Annotated in this window: 17 protein-coding genes; 14 read left to right on the top strand and 3 right to left on the bottom strand. The window is 69.6% G+C overall.

The window, feature by feature from the left end:
* Positions 1-3: 3 nt before the first annotated feature.
* Genes FKQ52_RS13515 through ftsH form a run of 3 tightly spaced genes read left to right on the top strand, consistent with a single transcriptional unit; the run spans position 4 to position 4169 of the window.
* Positions 4-915, top strand: a complete 912-nt coding sequence (locus FKQ52_RS13515; RefSeq protein WP_141627663.1) for a tol-pal system YbgF family protein — start codon at positions 4-6, stop codon at positions 913-915.
* Positions 852-2183: a tRNA lysidine(34) synthetase TilS gene (gene tilS, locus FKQ52_RS13510; RefSeq protein ID WP_370451064.1), complete on the top strand. Its 1332-nt coding sequence runs from the start codon at positions 852-854 to the stop codon at positions 2181-2183. Before FKQ52_RS13515 ends, tilS begins: the two co-directional genes overlap by 64 nt.
* Before the next feature lie 51 nt (positions 2184-2234).
* A complete protein-coding gene (gene ftsH / locus FKQ52_RS13505) occupies positions 2235-4169 on the top strand; it encodes an ATP-dependent zinc metalloprotease FtsH (protein WP_141627661.1) in 1935 nt (644 codons plus the stop codon).
* Positions 4170-4231: 62 nt separating this feature from the next.
* Here the strand turns inward: ftsH and FKQ52_RS13500 are convergent, their stop codons facing one another.
* The gene (locus FKQ52_RS13500) at positions 4232-4648 is read right to left on the bottom strand and encodes a GreA/GreB family elongation factor (protein WP_141627660.1); all 417 of its coding nucleotides are present in this window, start codon (positions 4646-4648) and stop codon (positions 4232-4234) included.
* Between the two features lie 716 nt (positions 4649-5364).
* Between FKQ52_RS13500 and FKQ52_RS13495 the strand changes: the two genes are divergently transcribed.
* From FKQ52_RS13495 to folP, 4 genes are read left to right on the top strand one after another with little or no spacing between them, the layout of a single operon-like run.
* Positions 5365-6576 carry an acyltransferase family protein gene (locus tag FKQ52_RS13495; RefSeq protein WP_141627659.1) on the top strand — a complete coding sequence of 404 codons (1212 nt, stop codon included), beginning with the start codon at positions 5365-5367 and terminating at the stop codon, positions 6574-6576.
* A 59-nt stretch (positions 6577-6635) separates the two neighbouring features.
* Positions 6636-7292 carry a hypothetical protein gene (locus tag FKQ52_RS13490; RefSeq protein WP_141627658.1) on the top strand — a complete coding sequence of 219 codons (657 nt, stop codon included), beginning with the start codon at positions 6636-6638 and terminating at the stop codon, positions 7290-7292.
* A gap of 2 nt (positions 7293-7294) precedes the next feature.
* Positions 7295-7597 carry a transcriptional regulator gene (locus FKQ52_RS13485; RefSeq protein WP_141627657.1) on the top strand — a complete coding sequence of 101 codons (303 nt, stop codon included), beginning with the start codon at positions 7295-7297 and terminating at the stop codon, positions 7595-7597.
* Positions 7597-8409, top strand: coding sequence for a dihydropteroate synthase (gene folP / locus FKQ52_RS13480; protein WP_141627656.1), 813 nt, complete (start codon positions 7597-7599; stop codon positions 8407-8409). The genes FKQ52_RS13485 and folP overlap by 1 nt, the downstream gene beginning before the upstream one ends.
* Here folP and FKQ52_RS13475 read toward each other — a convergent pair.
* Complete coding sequence (locus FKQ52_RS13475) at positions 8393-9637, bottom strand: NAD(P)/FAD-dependent oxidoreductase (RefSeq protein ID WP_141627655.1); 1245 nt, start codon at positions 9635-9637, stop codon at positions 8393-8395. The genes folP and FKQ52_RS13475 overlap by 17 nt on opposite strands.
* A gap of 129 nt (positions 9638-9766) precedes the next feature.
* Here FKQ52_RS13475 and thiD point away from each other — a divergent pair, with 129 nt between their 5' ends.
* The 3 genes from thiD to FKQ52_RS13460 are packed head-to-tail and all read left to right on the top strand — an operon-like array spanning position 9767 to position 11942.
* Complete coding sequence (thiD, locus tag FKQ52_RS13470; protein WP_141627654.1) at positions 9767-10564, top strand: bifunctional hydroxymethylpyrimidine kinase/phosphomethylpyrimidine kinase; 798 nt, start codon at positions 9767-9769, stop codon at positions 10562-10564.
* Positions 10561-11133 (top strand): nucleotidyltransferase family protein, encoded by a 573-nt coding sequence (locus FKQ52_RS13465; RefSeq protein ID WP_141627653.1) that lies wholly within the window; start codon positions 10561-10563, stop codon positions 11131-11133. Before thiD ends, FKQ52_RS13465 begins: the two co-directional genes overlap by 4 nt.
* Positions 11133-11942: a PhzF family phenazine biosynthesis protein gene (locus tag FKQ52_RS13460; RefSeq protein ID WP_141627652.1), complete on the top strand. Its 810-nt coding sequence runs from the start codon at positions 11133-11135 to the stop codon at positions 11940-11942. Before FKQ52_RS13465 ends, FKQ52_RS13460 begins: the two co-directional genes overlap by 1 nt.
* Before the next feature lie 70 nt (positions 11943-12012).
* Here the strand turns inward: FKQ52_RS13460 and FKQ52_RS13455 are convergent, their stop codons facing one another.
* Positions 12013-12387, bottom strand: a complete 375-nt coding sequence (locus FKQ52_RS13455; RefSeq protein ID WP_141627651.1) for a hypothetical protein — start codon at positions 12385-12387, stop codon at positions 12013-12015.
* A 320-nt stretch (positions 12388-12707) separates the two neighbouring features.
* On the opposite strand from FKQ52_RS13455, the gene FKQ52_RS13450 reads away from it, so the two are divergent.
* The 4 genes from FKQ52_RS13450 (at position 12708) to FKQ52_RS13435 (ending at position 16565) form a co-directional block, all read left to right on the top strand.
* Positions 12708-13004 (top strand): hypothetical protein, encoded by a 297-nt coding sequence (locus FKQ52_RS13450; RefSeq protein WP_141627650.1) that lies wholly within the window; start codon positions 12708-12710, stop codon positions 13002-13004.
* A gap of 9 nt (positions 13005-13013) precedes the next feature.
* Complete coding sequence (locus FKQ52_RS13445) at positions 13014-13694, top strand: response regulator transcription factor (RefSeq protein WP_141627649.1); 681 nt, start codon at positions 13014-13016, stop codon at positions 13692-13694.
* Positions 13691-15127 carry a sensor histidine kinase gene (locus tag FKQ52_RS13440; protein WP_141627648.1) on the top strand — a complete coding sequence of 479 codons (1437 nt, stop codon included), beginning with the start codon at positions 13691-13693 and terminating at the stop codon, positions 15125-15127. Before FKQ52_RS13445 ends, FKQ52_RS13440 begins: the two co-directional genes overlap by 4 nt.
* A 73-nt stretch (positions 15128-15200) precedes the next feature.
* The gene (locus FKQ52_RS13435; protein ID WP_141627647.1) at positions 15201-16565 is read left to right on the top strand and encodes a hypothetical protein; all 1365 of its coding nucleotides are present in this window, start codon (positions 15201-15203) and stop codon (positions 16563-16565) included.
* Positions 16566-16571: the final 6 nt, after the last annotated feature.

Below are 16571 nucleotides of genomic sequence, written 5' to 3'. Positions count from 1 at the left end.
CTGATGCTCAAGCTCCCGACCTCGCTCCGCTCCCGCAAGACGCTCGTCACCGTCATCGGTGTCGTGATGATCGCCGGCACGACCACGGTGGTGGCCCAGACCACGCCGATGGAGCCCATCCAGTGGGACAAGCGACGTCTGGATCAGCTGGATCGCAACGTCCGCCGCCTCGAGCGCGCCGTGACCCAGCGCAACGCCTCCGGTCAGCCCGTGCTGGTCGAGCCGGACCCCGAGGTCATCGCCCTGCAGGGCCGGGTCGATCTGATGAACCGCCGCCTGCAGGATCTGGAGTCCACCGTCCAGCGTGTGAACGCCGACATCGAGCGCCTGACCTTCGCCATCGACGAGGGCAAGCGCGACAACGCCGCCTTGGGGACTCGTCTGCGCGACGCCGAAGGCCGCATCCGCACGATGGAGCAGGCCGCCGCCCGCGAGAACGAGCTGAACTCGCCGATCTCCAACACCTCGCCGACTGGCGATCCGGCGCGCGATCTGGCCGCCGCCGTGCGGCTGGCCGCGACCGATCCCGCCATGGGCGACCGCGCCCTGCAGACCGTCACCCTCGCCTGGCCGGACAGCCCGCAGGCCCGCGAGGCCTTCAGCCGGATCGGCGACCTGCGCGTCTCCGATGGCGACTTCGACAACGCCATTCGGGCCTATTCGTCGGCCCTGCGCGGCTGGCCGACCACGACCTGGGCCGCCGCGACCACGCTTGAGCTAGTCAACGCCCTGAACTCGGCGGATCGCAAGACCGACGCCTGCGGCGCCCTGAACGAGTTCACCAACCGCTACGCCGCCACGGCCAGCGCCGCCCAGCGCACGCGGGCGACGGAGATGGGGACCCGCTTCGCCTGCGCCCCCGTCCGCGCGCCCGCCGCCACTCCGGCCCGTCCGCCGGCCCGGCGTCCCGGCTGACCCGGCCCGCGCCTGACTGGCTGATCAGGGCCGAGGCCCGCCTGACGGCCCGGCTGTGCGCTGATGACCCGCGCCCCGTCGCCCTGGCCCTGTCCGGCGGCGGGGACTCCGTCGCCCTGCTGCATCTGGTCGCCGATTGGGCCGGCGCGCGGGGCCGCCCCCTGCTGGCCCTGACCGTCGATCACGGCCTCAACCCCGACAGCGCTGACTGGACCCGCCGGGCGGGGCAGGCGGCCCGCGCCGCGGGCGCCGACTGGCGCGGTCTGCTCTGGACGGGCGACAAGCCTCCCACCGGCCTGCCCGCCGCCGCCCGGACCGCCCGCCACCGCCTGATCGCCGACGCGGCGCGTGAGGCCGGGGCGGGCGTGATCCTGTTCGCCCACACCGCTGACGATGTGGCCGAGGGCGAGATCATGCGGGCTGAAGGGGCCACGCTCGGGCGGCTGCGCGACTGGTCGCCGTCGCCCGTCTGGCCCGAGGGGCGCGGCCTGATGCTGCTCCGTCCCCTGCTGGACGCCCGCCGGGAGGAGCTGCGCGACTGGCTGCGGGATCGTGGCGCGGACTGGATCGAGGACCCGGCCAACGCCGACCGCCGCTTCGCCCGCTCCCGCGCCCGTCAGGCTCTGGCCGCAGGCGTCGTCGCCCCCACTGTCCCTGAACTGGGCGCGACCGGGGGCGTGCTGGAGGTCCGCGATGATGTCATTCGCCTGTCCCGCGAGGTCTCGGCCCGCGCCCTGGCCGCCGCCCTGGTCTGTGCGGGCGGGGGCGAGCGTCCGCCACGCGGTGACCGGCTCGTCGGTGTCGGTGATCGGCTGAGGACCGGCGAACGCTTCACCGCCGTTCTGGTCGGCGCCCGGATTCAGGCGGACGGGAACGAGGTTCTGGTGATGCGCGAACCCGGCGAACACCGACGTGAGGATCGGGCTCCCTTGCCTCTGCCGCCGGGCGTCGAGGTCGTCTGGGACGGCCGCTGGGCCCTGACCGCGCCGGAACCCGGCTGGTTCGCGACCGCCGCCGTCGGGCGTCTGGCGGCGCTGTCCGGGGCGGATCGCGCACGGCTGCAGCCCCTTCCTGCGGCGGCGCGCGCCGGGCGGCCTGTGCTGATCCGGAACGATCCGGGCGCCCCGCTTCTTGCAGGAAGCGCGTTCAAGGCGCACGCCCTTGTCGAAGCGAGACTGGCCCGGGCGCTGGACGGAATGACGCATGAACAGGATCCGGATGCGAACACGCATGGCGCGCCGCCCCGGAAGCACCTATTTTCTGCGTGACAACATAATGCGTAACGAAACGCCCGCGCGTTTCAGGGAAACGAGACAAGAATGAATCTGCGCACATTGGCCATCTTCGGCGTCATCGTCCTGCTGGTCTCGGCGGGCTACATGGCCCTGAGCCGGACCGGCGCCCTGCCGACCACCGGGGCCGCCGCCGCCGGGGCGAACCAGCGGCCCGAACAGATGAGCTATTCGGAACTGCTCCGCGTCCGCGACGCCAACCAGATCGCCAGCATTGAAGTCGCCGGCGAGACCGTGAAGGCCACGCTGAAGAACGACAAGGTCGTCACCGTCGTCACCTCGCTGCCGAACGCGTCGCTGATCGACAGCATCGCCGAACGCGGCGCCACGGTCGAGGTCAAGAACACCCGCCAGCAATGGTGGGTCAGCGCCCTGATCGGTCTGCTGCCCTTCATCCTGATCATCGGCCTGTGGATTCTGATCATGCGTCAGATGCAGGGCGGCGCCCGCGGCGCCATGGGCTTCGGCAAGTCCAAGGCCAAGCTGCTGACCGAGCACAAGGGTCGCAAGACCTTCGACGACGTCGCCGGCGTGGACGAGGCCAAGGAAGAACTGCAGGAGGTCGTCGACTTCCTCAAGGACCCCAGCAAATTCCAGCGGCTGGGCGGCAAGATCCCCAAGGGCGCCCTGCTGGTCGGCCCTCCCGGTACGGGTAAAACCCTGCTGGCCCGCGCCGTCGCGGGCGAGGCGGGCGTGCCCTTCTTCTCGATCTCCGGCTCGGACTTCGTTGAAATGTTCGTCGGCGTCGGCGCCTCGCGCGTCCGCGACATGTTCGAACAGGCCAAGAAGAATGCGCCCTGCATCATCTTCATCGACGAAATCGACGCCGTCGGTCGCCATCGCGGCGCCGGTCTGGGCGGCGGCAACGACGAACGCGAGCAGACCCTCAACCAGCTGCTCGTCGAGATGGACGGCTTCGAGGCGTCGGAGAACATCATCCTGATCGCCGCCACCAACCGTCCCGACGTTCTGGACCCGGCCCTGCTGCGTCCGGGCCGCTTCGACCGTCAGGTCGTGGTGCCGAACCCCGACGTCGCCGGTCGCGAGAAGATCCTGCGCGTCCACATGAAGGACGTGCCGCTGGCCGCCGACGTCAACGTCAAGACCATCGCGCGCGGCACCCCGGGCTTCTCGGGCGCCGACCTGGCCAACCTCGTCAACGAGGCGGCCCTGATGGCGGCCCGCAAGGACCGTCGAATGGTCACCCACCGCGACTTCGAGGACGCCAAGGACAAGGTCATGATGGGCGCCGAGCGCAAGTCGATGGCCATGAACGAGGAAGAGAAGAAGCTGACCGCCTATCACGAGGCCGGTCACGCCATCGTCGGCCTGAACGTCCCCAGCCACGATCCGATCCACAAGGCGACCATCATCCCGCGCGGTCGCGCCCTGGGCATGGTCATGTCGCTGCCGGAAGGCGACCGCTATTCGTACACCCGCGAATGGTGCGTCTCGAAGCTGGCCATGATGTTCGGCGGTCGTGAAGCCGAGATCATGAAGTTCGGCCCCGAGCGCGTCACCAACGGCGCGTCCGGCGACATCCAGCAGGCGACCGGTCTGGCCCGCGCCATGGTCATGGAATGGGGCATGTCCGAAACCCTCGGCCGCGTCCGTTACCAGAGCAACCAGCAGGAGGTCTTCCTCGGTCACTCGGTCTCGCAGAGCACCAACATCTCCGGCGAGACGGCCAAGATGATCGACGCAGAGGTCCGCAAGCTGATTGAGGCCGGTGAGACCCGCGCCCGCGAGATCCTGACCGAGAAGAACGACGACTGGGAAAAGCTGGCCCAGGCCCTGCTCGAGTACGAGACCCTGTCGGGTCAGGAGATCAAGGACCTGCTGGAGAAGGGCATCGCCCCGAACCGGGACGAGGACAACTTCCCCAACTCGGGCCCGTCGGTCTCCGTGCCGATCACCCCGGCTCCGGAAGAGGCCGCCGTCTCGACGCCGACGGTTCACTGAACCTGACGTCCAACCAACAGGAGGGCCGGGGAGCGATCCCCGGCCCTTTCTGTTTGCGCGCCTCAGATCGGTGCTTCGCAGTCCTCGATCAGAACCGGGGTCAGCACGCGCACGCGGCCAGACGGATCGGGCCAGCGGATCGACTGGCCCTGCGCGAGGCCCAGCAGCCCGGACCCGACGTGGGACAGGGGCGAGATCAGGCCTGCATCAATGTCGGCCTCGGCGGGGGGCACGATCTTGACCCGGCGGGTCCGGCTGCTGCGTTCGTCGGTGTAGTGGACCCAGCAGTTCAGGCCGACGGTGTGCAGTCGGCGGCCGTGGCCGTGCACATGGGCGCGCGCCAGTTCCTGCTGCAACAGGCTGGCGACGCCCTCGGCCTCGGTCTCCCCGACGAAGGTGGTCAACAGGGCGTGGTCGGATGCGCTCAGATGGATGGCGGGCAGGCGCGCGGGCGCGGCGCCGGAGGGGCGGGTGGTCATGGGATTATCTCGATGTGTCGAGGCCGCCGCGTTTCGTCGGGCGCAAGCCTCAGGGGGAACAGGTCGCGTCACCCGGAAGCGCGACACGCGTCATCGCTCCCGGGTCAATCGCCTGCGACGAGGCGTCCCGCGTGGTTCAGCAACCGGCCCTGTTCGGACAATCCGCACATCCCCTCAGGCTAGGCTGACGGGCAGGGAAGTCAAACCGGGTCATGGCCTCGGTGAACAGGTCCGATAGCTGTCCTCACCCGCTATCGTCATCCCGGGGGCGCTCGCAGAGCGAACCCCGAGACCCAGCGGCGCCGCGACGGCGGCGAAATCCGATCTCTGACGTGTGGCGCCGACGCTCCCGACAGCTTCGCGCTCTCGCGCGCCGCTGAATCCCGAATTTCGTCGGGATGACGATAGCAGCGGCAGGATACGTCCAATTCTGACGCACCCACCTGATAACCTGCTGCCTGCTGCCTGCTGCCTGCACCCAAAACCCATAGACGGCATAGACGACATAGACGGGATAGACGGTGTATTTGCATCCGTCTCCACCGTCTCACCCGTCTACGGACCCGGGCCGAGGACGGCGCAGCCGACTGTTTTGGCTGGATATTTCCCAAACCCCACCCTTCCTCGCCCATCTCATCGCGGAACTGTTAATGAACAAGTTTGCAATTCAAACAAGTCTGTCGTAGATCGGCGCTATCAACGAGGGGAGCCCCGTCATGTCCACCCATCCGACCGAGCGCCTGCCCGGCCTCGACGCCCTGAGAGGCGGCGCCCTGCTGCTGGGCGTCGTCCTGCACGCCAGCCTGTCCTTCTTCCCGCAGCAGATCTGGATCGTCGCCGACGAGAACACCTCCATCGGCGCAGCCTGGGTCTTCTTCGCCATCCACCTGTTCCGGATGACCGCCTTCTTCCTGATCGCGGGCCTGTTCGCCCACATGATGATCGCCCGGAAGGGCTGGCTGGGCTTCGCGAAGGATCGCGCCGTCCGCATCACCGGCCCGCTGCTGGCCTTCTGGTTCCCGGTCATGGCGGGCATCGTCACGGCTCTGGTCTGGAACGCCCATGTTCAGGGCTGGGTCGTCCCCGGCGCCGAGCCGCCCCCGCCGCCGACCTATGACTGGACCAACCTCCCGCTGACCCATCTTTGGTTCCTCTACGTCCTGACCCTGTTCTGTCTGGCGACCCTGATCCTGCGCGCCCCCTTCGCGGCGCTGGACCGGAGCGGGGGCTGGGGCCGGGCCGTGGACCGTCTGACCGGAGTCCTGATCGGCTGGTGGACGCCCTTCGTGCTGGCCGCGCCTCTGGCCGTCGCCTTCTGGCTGGACCCGAAGTGGATCGCCTTCTTCGCCGTCCCGACCCCCGATGCCGGGCTGGTTCCGCACACCGCCGCCCTGGTCGGCTTCGGCTCGGCTTTCGCGCTCGGCTTCCTGCTGGATCGCCGCCGCGACCTGCTGGACCGCCTCGCCGGCGGGTGGCCCGTCTATCTGGTGCTGGCCGTGGTTTCGGGCGTGTGGAGCTACATCCTCGCCGGCGGTCCGGTGATCACGCCGATGGCCGAGCCGACGCAGGCCAAGGCCATCGCCACCGCCGTCGTCGCCGTGGCGGTCTTCAGCTCGGCTCTGGCCGCCGTCGCCCTGTGTCTGCGCTTCCTGTCGGGCCACAGCCCGGTGCGCCGCTACCTCGCCGACGCCTCCTACTGGGTCTACATCCTGCACCTGCCGCTGATCATGCTGGCCCAGGTCTGGATGCAGGACTGGCCCGCGCCCTGGTGGGCCAAGCTGATCGGGGTGTCGCTGGGCGTCTTCGCCGTCTGCCTGCTGTCCTATGAGCTGACGGTCCGCCACGGCTTCATGGGCAAATGGCTGAACGGCCGCCGCATCCCCTGGCGCCGTCCGGCGGCCGATCCCGCCGTCTTGCCTGCCGAATAGCTTGCCAACCCCTTCCGGCTCGTCCACCCGATGGATGAGCCGGTTCGGAGAGAGTCGCCATGCCCGCCAAGCCCCGCCTGCATTCGCCCGAGGACGACCTCGCCTTCATGCGCTCCATCGTCGAGGGCGGCGGTGGCGGCGGCGTCCCGATGACCCTCGCCGTCTGCTACCTCGCGGGCGGGCTGCTGTACGGGCTCCAGTGCCTGTTCCACATCGGTCAGGTCTTCGGCGTGATCCGCTGGCCGGACCTCGCCAACCTGCTGTTCGTGGTCGGGATCACCGGGACGTTTCTGGCCATCCTGACCTGGGCCATCCTGCGGGACCGCAAGACCGGCGCGGGCAATCGCGGGCCGCTGGCCTCGCGCGTCACCAGCGCCGCCTTCAGCGCCTCCGGCATGGCCAACTCCGCCGTCGTGATCGTCTTCGCGGTCGGCGCCTGGCGCGATCAGGACTTCGCCGTCTGGCTCTACTACGCCGCCATCGTCTTCGCCCTTCAGGCCGCCGCCTGGTACGTCGCCTGGATGCTGAAGAAGAAGGGCTGGATGCTGGCCGTCGCCCTCGGCGGGTGGGTCGCGGCGGTGGCGCTGGGTGTGCTGGTGCGCCAGCCGATCGCCTATCTGGGCGTCTGCACCGCCGCCCTGTTCCTGCTGTTCGCCCTGCCGGGCTGGGTCCTGTACCGCGACGCCCGCAAGGCCGCCGGACCGAAGGCTGACTGAGCATGGGACTGGCCGATCTCGGACGGATCGACGAGGTCATCCACGGTCGCATGCGGCTGGGGATCATGGTCTATCTGGCCGACGTCGAGACCGCCGACTTCACCGAACTGAAGACCGTTCTGGAAGCCACCCAGGGCAACCTCTCCGTCCACCTCAAGAAGCTGGAGGAGGCGGGCTACGTCGCCATCGACAAGAGCTTCGTGAACAACAAGCCCCTGACCCGCGTCTCCATCACCGAGCCCGGCCGCAACGCCTTCAAGAGCTATCTGTTCGCGCTCGGCAACCTGATCGGGGGCAAGGACTGATGGCCGTTCTCCGTCCCCGCGTCATGGGCATCGTCAATGTCACACCTGACAGCTTCTCGGACGGCGGGCGGCACGACACGGTCGAGGCCGCCGTCGCCCATGGGCTGGAGCTGGTCCGGCAGGGCGCCGACATCCTCGACATCGGCGGCGAGAGCACCCGGCCCGGCGCCGAGCCGGTCAGCCTTGAGGACGAGGTCATGCGCACCGCGCCCGTCGTCGCGGGCCTGCGCGCCCTCTGGGACGGCCCCATCAGCATCGACACCATGAAGCCCGAGGTCGCCGCCGCCGCCGTCGGCGCCGGGGCCAACATCTGGAACGACGTGACGGCCCTCGGCTTCTCGCCCGCCAGCCTGCCGACCGCCGTGGACCTCGGCTGCGACGTGGTCCTGATGCACATGAAGGGCGAGCCGCGCACCATGCAGGACGCGCCTCACTACGATGACGTGGTGTCCGAGGTTGTGGACTGGCTGGCGATCCGGGCGGGCGAGGTGATGGCCGCGGGCGTCGCGCCGGAACGCCTCTGGCTCGACCCCGGCATCGGCTTCGGAAAGACGCTGGCCCACAACATGGCCCTGACCGCCAACCTTGAACGCCTCGGCGCGACCGGCCTGCCGGTGCTCTACGCGGCCAGCCGGAAGCGCACCATCGCCGCCATCGACCCCACCGCCGTGGACGCCTCCGACCGCCTCGGCGGCTCGCTGGCCCTCGCGCTCGAGGCCGCCCGGCGCGGCGCGCAGATCATCCGCGTCCACGATGTCCGCGAGACCGTTCAGGCGCTGGCGGTGCAGGCGGCGGTCACGGCAGCCGGGTGAGCAGCCTCGCCCCACGCCCCATGGTGAACCAGGCCCAGGTCCAGTTCACATAGACGATCACCCGGCTGCGGAAGTCGATCAGCAGCATCAGGTGGACCAGCGACCAGGCCAGCCAGGCGATGAAGCCGGTCAGCTTCCACGGCCCCAGCAGGGCCACCGCCTTCGACCGTCCGATCACCGCCATGGTCCCCCAGTCGCGATACCGGAACGCGGGCGGATCGGGCCGTCCCTCGGCGCGGGCGCGGACCAGCTTGCCGACCCATTTGCCCTGCTGCTTGGCCACCGGCGCCAGACCGGGCAGGGGCTTTCCGTCCTGCCGGAAGCTGGCCACGTCGCCAATGGCGAAGACGTCGGGAACGCCCGGCACGGCGCATGTCGCATCGACCACCACCCCGCCGTTCCGCACCGCCTCGGCGCCCAGCCATTTCGCCGCCGGACGCGCCTCGACCCCGGCGCTCCACAGCACGGCCGCCGCCGCGATGGTCTCGCCGCCCGCGCGCACCACGCCGTCCGCTATGGCCTCCACCGCCGTACCTGTGCGCACCTCGACACCCAGCTCCTCCAGAGCCCTCTTGGCATAGGCGGACAGGTCTTCGGGGAAGGCGGTCAGCACCCTCGGTCCCGCCTCGAACAGGATGACCCGCGCCTTGGTCGGGTCGATGCGACGGAAGTCGTGGCGCAGGGTCATCCGCGCCATCTCTGCAATCGTGCCGGCGGTCTCCACTCCGGTCGGTCCGGCCCCGACGACGACGAAGGTCATCAGCCGGCGCGCCTCTTCCGGATCGTCGGTCAGTTCCGCCTTCTCGAAGGCCGCCAGCAGTTTGCGACGGATGGTCAGGGCGTCGTCCAGCGACTTCAGCACCTCGGCGTCGTCAGCCCACTCAGGGTGACCGAAGAAGCTGTAGGCCGCTCCGGTCGCGAGTATCAGCCAGTCATAGGCCTGCTCCGGCCCGTCCTTCAGCCGCACGACCTTCGCCGCCGCATCGACCCCGGTCACCTCGCCCATCAGGACGGTGACGTTCTTCTGGCCCCGCAGCAGGGTGCGCGAGGCGGTAGCGATGTCGGCGGGCGACAGGGCGGCGGTGGCGACCTGATAGAGCAGGGGCTGGAACAGGTGGTGGTTGGTGCGGTCGATCAGCACCACGTCCACATCGGCGCCCTTCAAGGCCCGGGCCGCAGCCAGCCCGCCGAACCCGGCGCCCACGATCACCACGGTCTTTCGCGACACGACGATCTCCTGTTCCGATATTCCCTATGTAGTTAAGACCGGGGCGGAATGCGCGTCGGAAGGCCGCCGAAGCCGGGTTCAGTTTGTCGCGCCCTTGCCCGCCGCTGCGGACTCGGCCATTCGCAGGGGATGACCTCTCTCGGACGCGTCCTGATCATCGCTGGCTCTGACTCGGGCGGCGGCGCGGGCATACAGGCGGACACCAAGGCCGTGACGGCCATGGGCGGCTTCGCGGCCACGGCGATCACCGCCATCACGGTTCAGAACACCCTGGGCGTTCACGGCGTCCATCCCCTGCCGCTGGACCTGATCGAGGCGCAGGCGCGGGCGGTGCTGGATGACATCGGCGCCGACGCCATCAAGACCGGAATGCTGGGCTCCACCGACGTGGTCGAACGGGTGGCGGCCATCCTCGACAGCTCCGACGCCGCGACGGTCGTGGACCCCGTCATGATCGCCAAGGGCGGCCATCCCCTGCTGCCGGACGAGGCCGTGCAGGCGGTGCGCTCGCTGATGATCCCGCGGGCCAGCCTGCTGACCCCCAACGCGCCCGAGGCCGAGGCCCTGACCGGACTCACCGTCGCCGATCTGGACGGCCAGCGCCGGGCGGGCGAGTTCCTGCTGGGCATGGGCGCCAAGGCGGTCCTGATGAAGGGCGGCCACGTCGCCACCGGCGACCGCGTCATCGACGTGCTCGTCACCGCCGACGGCGAGACCCTGCTGGAGGGCGAACGCGTCGATACCCGCCACACCCACGGCACCGGCTGCACCCTCGCCAGCGCCTGCGCCGCCGGTCTGGCCAAGGGCCTGCCGCTCGAACTCGCCGTCACCGAAGCCTGGGCCTATGTCGCCGAAGCCATCCGCCGCGCCCCCGGCCTCGGCTGCGGCCATGGTCCGCTGGACCATGGCTGGACGCTGCGCCGATGAGCGACCTCGAGGCCCGGCTCGGTCAGATCATCCGCGCCAACCCCGATCTGATGCACGTCCTGACGACGGTGCGGAGCCTCGGCCTGAACGACTGGCGGGTCTTCTCGGGCGCTGTCTATCAGGCCGTCTGGAACGACCTCACCGGCCGCCCGGCGGGCTACGGGATCAAGGACTACGATCTCGGCTATTTCGACCCGGACACCAGCTGGGACGCCGAGGACGTGGTGATCAAGCAGGTCGCCGCCGCCTTCGAGCCGCCCTTCCGCGACATCGTCGAGGTCCGCAATCAGGCCCGCGTCCACATCTGGTTCCCCGACCGTTTCGGCGAGCCCTATGAGGCCCTGCCCGACACCGACACCGCCCTGTCCCGCTTCGTCGCCCCCGCCTTCTCGGTCGGCGTCCGGCTGGAGGCTGACGACTCGATCAGCGTCGCGGCGCCGTTTGGCCTTGAAGACATGTTCGACATGATCCTGCGCCCCAATCCCAACCGCCCGCTGGCGAAGGGCTGGGACAAGGCCGTGGCCAGCGCACAGACGCGGTGGCCGGAACTGAAGGTAGAGGGTGTGTGATGAAACAATGGACCATCGACGCCTTCGCCGCCGCGCCGTTCCGGGGCAACCCCGCCTGCGTGGTCGAGCCCTTCGACCAGTGGCCCGATGCGTCGTGGATGCAGGCGCTGGCCAAGGAGAACAATCAGGCCGAGACGGCCTTCCTGCTGCGCACCAATGATCCCGCGCGGTTCGGTCTGCGCTGGTTCACGCCGGGGACGGAGGTCGATCTGTGCGGCCACGCCACGCTGGCCTCGGCCCATGTGCTGCTGGCGGAGCTGGGCCTGTCGGTTGACGCCCTGACCTTCGGCACCCGCTCCGGCCCGCTGATCGTGCGGGCCACCCAGGGTGGTTACGAGATGGACTTCCCGTCTGATCCGCCGCGCCGCACCGGGCCGCTCGCCGGGCTGGCGGAGGCGCTGGGCGTTGAGCCGGTGGAGGTCTGGGCCGGGCGCTATCTGGTCGCCGTTCTGGCGGACGCCGCCGCCGTTCATGCGGTAGCGCCGGACATCCGGGCGCTGGCGGCGCTTCAGGGCGAGGCGGGCGAACCGGGGCAGGTGATCGTCTGCGCTGCCGCTGATCCGTCCGACGACGTCGATGTCGTCGACCGCTTCTTCGCGCCGGGCTGCGGCGTGGACGAGGACCCGGCCACCGGCTCGGCGCACTGCATCCTGGCGCCGCTGTATGCGGACAAGCTGGGACGGGCCGGGGTGCGTTTCCGGCAGGTCTTCCCCGGTCGTGGCGGCGATATCGGCACGGTCCTGAACGGCGACCGCGTCCTGTTGCGGGGACAGGCGGTGACAGTCATCGAGAGCATGCTGCGGCTTTGACCAAAGGAAAGGGGCGCGACCCTATCGGATCGCGCCCCTCGCTGACCTCTCGGGGAGGGAAGGCCAGGTGTTACCAGCGACGGTCGTCGCGATCGCGACGCTCGTAGCGGACCTGCTGCGACAGGCGGTCGTAGCGACGGTCCAGATCCTGACGCTCGCGGAGCGACAGGCCACCGCGTTGGTAGCTGTACTCCAGGCGCACCAGCGAGTTCAGCTCGCTGCGCAGGCGGGTGGCTTCACGACGGCTCAGCTGACCGTTGCGCGCGCCCTGGTCGATGCGACGATCCAGGTTGTACTTGCGCTGCGCGATCGGCTGCCAGCCGCGGTAGTTCTGCTCGTACCGGTCGCCGCGATCGCCGCGGTGTTGCTGGGCCGAGGCGGTGGCCGGGACCGCGACGGAAGCCGCGGCCAGGACGAGGGCGGGGATGATGGCTTTCTTGAACATCGGGTCTCTCCTGTTCTCGCAACCGATGTGGCTGCGTTGACGTGGATAAAAGCAGCCCCGGCCTGAGCCCGATCTGAACAGCGAAAGTCAGTTAACGTTCATCTGCATGAAATCGCCGTCACGCTTTGGGCCGTCGTCCTGCGAGGGGAGAAATGATCCGCGCGCGCGTAAGGGGCTATTTGGCCGCGTGGGGTCGGGAGGTCCCGAAGGGCCGACGGTCCGTGGCCCCAAAAAGATGCTTCGTCCGCGCGGACGAACTGAAATATGTCTAGACTGTTCGTTCAGCCGTCGTTCAGAGCCGCGAGACTAAACCCGTCACCATGAAACGGATGTCCGTCATTCTTGCCGCCGCCCTGCTGGCTGTCGCGCCCTTCTCGGTCGCCGCCGCTCAGGATGGTCCGCGCGGTGATCGCCGTCCGCCGGGGCGTGAGCAGCAGCAACCGCCTCGGGAGCGCGAGCGCCCGCAGATGAGTCAGGCCGAGGCCCAACGCATCGCCCAGTCCCGCGCCGGCGGCGCCCGCTTCGTGGGTTACCGCGGCCAGTCGGGCAGCAGCTACGTCTTCGCCTTCGAGCGCGACGGCCGCATCTTCAACGTCACCGTCGACGCCAGTCGGTAGGATACCCCAATGCGAGTGCTTCTGGTCGAAGACGACGTCGATCTGTCCCGCCAACTGAAGACGGCCCTCGGTGACGCCGGCTATGCGGTGGATCACGCCTCGGACGGCGAGGAAGCCCATTATCTGGGCGACAATGAACCCTATGACGTGGTGGTGCTGGACCTGGGCCTGCCCAAGATCGACGGCGTGTCGGTGCTGGAGCGCTGGCGTCGGGACGGCAAGACCACGCCGGTCCTGATCCTGACGGCGCGCGGCGCCTGGTCGGACAAGGTGTCGGGCTTCGACGCCGGCGCCGACGATTATCTGACCAAGCCCTTCCACACCGAGGAGCTGCTGGCCCGCCTGCGCGCCCTGCTGCGCCGGTCGGCGGGCATCGCCTCGGCGACCCTGTCGTGCGGCGGCCTGCGGCTCGACCCGCGCGCGGCGCGCGCCAGCGTCAACGGCGAGCCCCTGCGCCTGACCTCGCTGGAGTACCGCCTGCTGCACTACATGATGATGCACCAGGGCCGGGTCATCAGCCGCACGGAGCTGGTCGAGCACCTGTACGATCAGGACTTCGACCGCGACTCGAACACCATCGAGGTGTTCGTCGGTCGCCTGCGCAAGAAGATCGGTTCTGACCGGATCGAGACCGTGCGCGGTCTCGGATACCGGCTGACGCCGCTGGCGGGCGAGTCCGAAGCCGCGTGACCGACGCGTCGGGGGGCGAAACGACGGCTGCCGAGCCGAAAAGCTGGGGCCGCTGGATCGGTCGTCCCGGCCGCAGTCTGACCCGTCGCCTGATCTGGCTGGCCGCCGCGTGGATCGTGGTCGCCCTGCTGCTGACCGGCTGGGCCCTCACGCGCCAGTATGAGGAAAGCACCCTGCGTCGTCTTGGCTTCGTGCTGAACGAGACCATCGACGACGTGGTGCTGGCCACCACCGTGACGCCGGAGGGCGTGACGGTGGCCGAGATCAAGGATTCGCTGACCCTGCGGCCCCTGTCGGGGAAGTACTGGGCGATCGGCGAGCTGGACGGGCAGGGCGGCGTGCGCATGCTGGCCCGGTCGCCGTCTCTGGCAGGCGAGGATTTGATCGTACCGGCGGGGCTGGCCGACCGGCTCAGCGACGCCTTCGGCCAGACGATCAGCTATAATGCCGAGGGGCCCATCGACAGGCCGCTACGGGTCGCCGCCAGTCTGAAGACCCTGCCGGGGCGCGATGCGCCGCTGGTGCTGATGGCCGGGATCGACCGCTCGACCATCGACGCGGATGCGCGCCAGTTCGCGACCTTCACCTGGATCGCCCTGCTGATCCTCGGCGTGGGGCTGGTGATCGCGGTCTTCCTGCAGGTGCAGATCGGCCTGCGCCCCCTGTTCGGTCTGCGCAACGAGATCGCCGACGTTCGCAAGGGCAAGGCCGCGCGGATCGCGCACAGCTATCCGGTGGAAATCCAGCCGCTGGCCGAGCAGGTGAATCGCCTGCTGGACCAGAACCAGGAGACGGTGGAGCGCCAGCGCACCCACGTCGGCAATCTGGCCCATGCCCTGAAGACCCCGCTGTCGGTCATGCTGGCCGAGGCGGGGACGCAGGAGGGCGTGCTGCCCGACATGGTCCGCAAGCAGACCGAGGTGATGAAGGCCCAGGTCGATCATCACCTGCGCCGCGCCCGCGCCGCCGCCCGCGCCCAGTTGCTGGGCGAGCGCACCCCCATCGCCGAGGTGATCGACGAACTGGCCGTGATGCTTGAACGGGTGTTCGAGTGGAAGAACGTCGAGATCGACTGGCGCGCCCCGGATGAACTGGGCTTCCGTGGCGAGCGTCAGGACCTGCAGGAGATCCTCGGCAATCTGATGGAGAACGCCTGCAAATGGGCGAAGCGGCGCGTCCGCATCTCCGCCGGCCCGACTCATCTGGGCCAGATGGTCGTGGTGGTCGAGGACGACGGCCCCGGCCTGCCCGCCGACCAGCGCGAGGCCGCCCTGCAACGCGGCATGCGGATGGACGAGACCACGCCGGGTTCGGGGCTCGGTCTGTCCATCGTGGTCGAGCTGACCCGCGCCTATGGCGGGAAGATCACCCTGGGCGACAGCGACATGGGCGGGCTGAAGGTCCTGCTCGAGCTCCCGACCGCTGAAATCTGAGACCTTCAGTCAGGGGCTGTTAACCCTGAGCCTTCATCCTGTCTCCTCACCGGGTGCGGTTGGAAGAGGTTTCATGTCCGGGCTGACCGCCGCCCATCGCATCGCGTTGGCCGCCCTGATCGGGCGATGCCCGGAGACTGTCCTGAAATCGGTTGCGGCGGCGGTCGCCGCCCTGCCGGGTGGTCGGGCGGCCGAGCTGCGCCTGATGCTGGCCGAGGAGATGCGCGACCGCGCCCGGCGGGCCTTCGTGCTGGCTCCCGTCGCCCGGATGTTCCAGCGGCGGGCGGACGGCATCGGCTCCATGAGCTTTCCTCCAGCGGTTCTGCCCCGCCTGTGGCGCGCCGCCATCGAGCGCGAACCTGGCCTGTTGCCCCGCCTGGACGATCCGGACGGCCCCGACGCCGCGGCGGTCGCCAACCGCTACTGCCTGTCCGCCGCCGCCGCCGTGCGCGACCGCCCGGCGCTGGTCTGGCCCGAGGATCTTGAGCCCGCGCGGCGGGAGCAGGGGCTGTTCGATCTCGCCAGCTGTCTGGACCTCGCCCATCTGGCCCGGCGCGGCCTGCCGTCGATCGAGGTCTGGCTGAAACGTCCCGATGGCGACCAGTTGGCCGAACTGCGCCTGCTGGTGAAGGACTGCTCCGACATCCACGACGATGGAGCCGGGCGCCTGCTGGAGATGTTGTTCTCCCAACTGGATGACGCGGTGTTGGTGCTGCGGATCATCACCCGGACGTCCGGCGTCGCGGGACGGCGCGGCTTCCTCAGCGCCTCCGAGCTGGCGGGCTTCGTGGATCGTCTGCTGGACGGGGTGGACGAGCGCTCGGCCCGGCTGGCGGCCTATCAGCCCGGCAAGACCGCCGGGGGCGTCGACACGGCCATCGCTGATCTGGACTGGTGCGCGGGCGTTCTGGCCGAACTGGACGTGACCCTGACGCTCGATCCGGACTCCGAGTGGGGCCGCCGTGTCCGGGACAGCCGCGTGAAGGTGTCCGGCTGGCTCTCGGGCCTGCTGCGCACGGCGGACAAGGCGGTGGACAAGGCCCTGCCGCTGACCCGCGTGCAGACCTCGGGGCGAATGAGCCGGATGGCGCCGATGCTGGACGCCGCCGCGCGGGGCGAGGCCGCCGACGCGGCCCTGGCCCTGCTGCGGCTGGTCGGGGCCACGCGCGGCGCCGCCGCCATCTTCGGCAGCGAGGCGGCGCGCAAGGCGCTGGTCGACACCCTGACCGAGCGGCTCAGCGGTTATGCGGACGAGGTCCTGACGATGGTCAACGAGGGCGAGGCGCCGGATGAGACGCATGCCCTTCGGCTGGTCTCCGTCGCGGCCCGCTATCTCGAACTGATTGAATCAAAGGACGCCGCGCGGACGGTGCGGCGCCGGGCCGCGGTCGCCGGTGGCGGCCCCGCGACAAGCGGGGCCTCGTCGCGGGCGGCCTGATCGGCT

This window comes from Brevundimonas sp. M20, from assembly GCF_006547065.1.
GTDB lineage: Bacteria > Pseudomonadota > Alphaproteobacteria > Caulobacterales > Caulobacteraceae > Brevundimonas.
The sequence above is the reverse complement of the archived record's forward strand: the minus strand, read 5'-3'. Positions and strand labels throughout refer to the sequence as shown.

What these genes read in the sequence shown, in the direction of transcription:
- FKQ52_RS13515 (WP_141627663.1), top strand. Translation starts at nt 4, where the DNA reads ATGCTCAAGCTCCCGACCTCGCTCCGCTCCCGCAAGACGCTCGTCACC.
- ftsH (WP_141627661.1), top strand. Translation starts at nt 2,235, where the DNA reads ATGAATCTGCGCACATTGGCCATCTTCGGCGTCATCGTCCTGCTGGTC.
- FKQ52_RS13500 (WP_141627660.1), bottom strand. Translation starts at nt 4,648, where the DNA reads ATGACCACCCGCCCCTCCGGCGCCGCGCCCGCGCGCCTGCCCGCCATC.
- FKQ52_RS13495 (WP_141627659.1), top strand. Translation starts at nt 5,365, where the DNA reads ATGTCCACCCATCCGACCGAGCGCCTGCCCGGCCTCGACGCCCTGAGA.
- FKQ52_RS13490 (WP_141627658.1), top strand. Translation starts at nt 6,636, where the DNA reads ATGCCCGCCAAGCCCCGCCTGCATTCGCCCGAGGACGACCTCGCCTTC.
- FKQ52_RS13485 (WP_141627657.1), top strand. Translation starts at nt 7,295, where the DNA reads ATGGGACTGGCCGATCTCGGACGGATCGACGAGGTCATCCACGGTCGC.
- folP (WP_141627656.1), top strand. Translation starts at nt 7,597, where the DNA reads ATGGCCGTTCTCCGTCCCCGCGTCATGGGCATCGTCAATGTCACACCT.
- thiD (WP_141627654.1), top strand. Translation starts at nt 9,767, where the DNA reads ATGACCTCTCTCGGACGCGTCCTGATCATCGCTGGCTCTGACTCGGGC.
- FKQ52_RS13465 (WP_141627653.1), top strand. Translation starts at nt 10,561, where the DNA reads ATGAGCGACCTCGAGGCCCGGCTCGGTCAGATCATCCGCGCCAACCCC.
- FKQ52_RS13460 (WP_141627652.1), top strand. Translation starts at nt 11,133, where the DNA reads ATGAAACAATGGACCATCGACGCCTTCGCCGCCGCGCCGTTCCGGGGC.
- FKQ52_RS13455 (WP_141627651.1), bottom strand. Translation starts at nt 12,387, where the DNA reads ATGTTCAAGAAAGCCATCATCCCCGCCCTCGTCCTGGCCGCGGCTTCC.
- FKQ52_RS13450 (WP_141627650.1), top strand. Translation starts at nt 12,708, where the DNA reads ATGAAACGGATGTCCGTCATTCTTGCCGCCGCCCTGCTGGCTGTCGCG.
- FKQ52_RS13445 (WP_141627649.1), top strand. Translation starts at nt 13,014, where the DNA reads ATGCGAGTGCTTCTGGTCGAAGACGACGTCGATCTGTCCCGCCAACTG.
- FKQ52_RS13435 (WP_141627647.1), top strand. Translation starts at nt 15,201, where the DNA reads ATGTCCGGGCTGACCGCCGCCCATCGCATCGCGTTGGCCGCCCTGATC.